This window comes from Psychromonas sp. (genome assembly GCF_041586535.1).
Classification (GTDB): domain Bacteria; phylum Pseudomonadota; class Gammaproteobacteria; order Enterobacterales; family Psychromonadaceae; genus Psychromonas.
On the sequence record NZ_JBFGZY010000227.1, the window covers coordinates 1 to 2,828 of the forward strand.

Here is a 2,828-nt window from a genome sequence, read left to right on the forward strand (position 1 = left end):
AGACATACCTGCTGCACAACAAAGAAATATTTTTTTCATGTGATTACTCCTGTTTAACTGTTTATTTATTAATCTGTTTATTGGATGGGTGAAGTATAACAGCAAAATGATAACGGTTTCAGTAACCGGTTTCATTTTTGTGTTGGGAATGTGAGCGGAGACAAAATATCAATGTAATTTGCCCTGGTAAGAGAGAATTAGATCACAAACTGGCGTGTTGTAAGGAGGTGTTTTTTGACTTGCGGTATAGGCTTTGTGATGCATGTCACGCTAATGCGTGGTTTGTGAATGACGCTGCTTACACCTTTAATAGGTGTGGAAGATATTTATGTTTTGAGATCTGCGATGATTTTTTGCCGGAGAAGCGTTGTTGAAGATCATATTAAGCAAATGATCAGCAGGACATGTAAATAAAGATGACAGGGGTAGATGATCATCGTTCAACCCTGTCAGAATCTGAGATTAAAAATCGCTCGGGCAAAGCGTGTTAGCAAAGGAATAGAGATCTATTTCGAGCAGACACAACGCAGCACGCAAGCATTTAGGTGTAGACTCGCGCGGGTAGTGTTTTTTTACCTTTATGGCGGCTCCAGAGTCTTGACCGAGAATTGCGGTAGAAAGCTGGTTTGAGGCAGTTTTTGCGGCGAATAGTTGTTCTATTTAACCTCAACTCTGGATGATGAAAGCGTCATTGCTTCTAATATTATAATGTTAACGTTTTATATTATACAGTGCCGCTAGTTTCGTGTAATGCAAGGTAAATCATCGTAGCAATAGCGGGCTATTGCGACGATGATTTAACGCATAAATATGCGGAAATAGCGGTATTGTTTACACAGCAGAGCCCTCTATTACCTCAAACAGCAATCAACCGCGAAAGGTCAACAGACACTGGTTCAGTTTACAGTTCAGTACCATTACTCTGGATAACTTTCTGGTACCAGTAAAAACTGTCTTTTTTATAGCGTCTTAGCTCTTTTTCGTTTTCTTCATCGCGATCTACATAAACAAAGCCGTAACGCTTAGCATAACCATTGAGCCAGCTGAAAAGATCTTGGAAAGACCAAGTACAATAGCCAATTACTTCACAACCATCATCAATCGCTTGGTCAATGGCTATGATATGCTCTTTTAGGAAGTTAATACGGTAATCGTCGTGTACTTTACCGTCTTCCGTTAAGGTATCAAATGCACCTAAGCCATTTTCACTGATAAGAATAGGTAAGCCATAACGTGACGCAATACGGCGTAGTGAAACGCGTAAGCCATTGGGATCAATGGCCCAGTTCCAGTCGGTCATGGTTAAATAGTCATTATCTGCACGGGCATAAAGGCTATCGGTTGGAATGGTTTGCACATCCGAGACCACTGAAACCTGTGCTGCGTTACCTGCCTGCAAGGTTTCTTGTTTATGGTTGGGATCACAATAAGTGGATGACTGATAATAATTGACACCCATAAAGTCACAAATACCCGCTTGTAATAATGCTTTATCCCCTTCTTGGAAATCGATGCTGAGACCTAATTTTTCCAGTAATTTCAAGGCGATTTGTGGATATTCCCCTTTAGCGTAAACATCCATCCAAAGGAAATTATCAATTTCTTGAGCGTTTTCCATGGCAATGACATCTTCCGGTTTTTCACTTTTAGCATAAGTGGGGGAATAAGCAAAACTAGGGCCTATTTGTCCTGGAATTTGCATCTCTCTAAATAACTTAATGGCACTGGCATTGGCTAAACTGGCAATGTGGTTCGCATTTAGAAATCGCTGGTAGTTAGAGACTTTAGGCGGGTGTAATTTTTTAATATAACCAAGGCCAATAAAAATGTTCTGCTCATTTAAGCTCACCCAATATTTTATTTTTTTACCGTATTCTTTATATAACAAAGCACAGAATTGCGTAAAATCATTAATAATTTCACGGCTTTCCCAGCCTGCATATTTATCTTGTAATGCTTGCGGTAAATCCCAGTGATAAATGGTAAGAATCGGTTCGACACCACATTCAATTAACTTATCGATCACTTTATGGTAAAACTCGATCCCTTTTTCATTTATGGTCTGTCCATCGGGCATGATTCTTGGCCATGAGACAGAAAAACGATAGGCATTCAGTCCCATCTCTTTCATCAGTTCGATATCTTCTTCAAATTTGTTGTAGAAATCGATGGCGACTTCACCAGTAGAGTTTTTAAAGGTATTACCCGGGATTTCTGAATAACTGTCCCAAATCGAAGGGCCTTTACCGTCTTGACTTGCTCCGCCTTCGATTTGGTAAGCCGCTGAAGCACTCCCCCATAAAAAATCGTCTTTAAAATGCATGTTGTTTCCTTAATTTGTCATTGAGCGAATGATTAATTTGAATTTACTGAACACAACAAAAAAGTTCTCTGAACTAAGAATAAAAGTGCACAGTGATAATAAAATAAATAACACAGAGCAAGTTTTTGCACCGTAATAAAAAATTTGACTAGGACCTGTTAGGATGATGAATACCCAATCTAGTTCAATGTGCAAAGCCGACAAATTGAGTGCTGACCATATTCAAAAAATGAAGCAGAGTGGGTATAAAATGCCTTTCAGTTTTGCTAAACCGTGATTATAAAACCTCACCGTTGCTTTGAATCACTTGTTGATACCAGGCAAAGCTCTTTTTACGGCTGCGCCGCATGGTGCCGCTGCCATCATCATTTTTATCGACATAGATAAAACCATAACGTTTACGGTATTCACCTGTGCCAAAGGAAACACAGTCCAGGCATCCCCAAGGGGTATAGCCGATTAAGTCAACACCATCATCAATCACCGCTTTTTTCATCTCTTCGAT

The 2,828-nt window shown here is 39.7% G+C and carries 2 protein-coding genes; both read right to left on the minus strand.

Going from position 1 to position 2,828, the window contains the following annotated elements; all coding sequences use genetic code 11:
• Positions 1–901: 901 nt before the first annotated feature.
• A complete protein-coding gene (locus tag ABZA00_RS16790) occupies positions 902–2,323 on the minus strand; it encodes a glycoside hydrolase family 1 protein (protein ID WP_372883298.1) in 1,422 nt (473 codons plus the stop codon).
• Between the two features lie 277 nt (positions 2,324–2,600).
• On the minus strand, positions 2,601–2,828 hold a 228-nt coding region (locus tag ABZA00_RS16795; RefSeq protein WP_372883299.1), incomplete at its 5' end, for a family 1 glycosylhydrolase.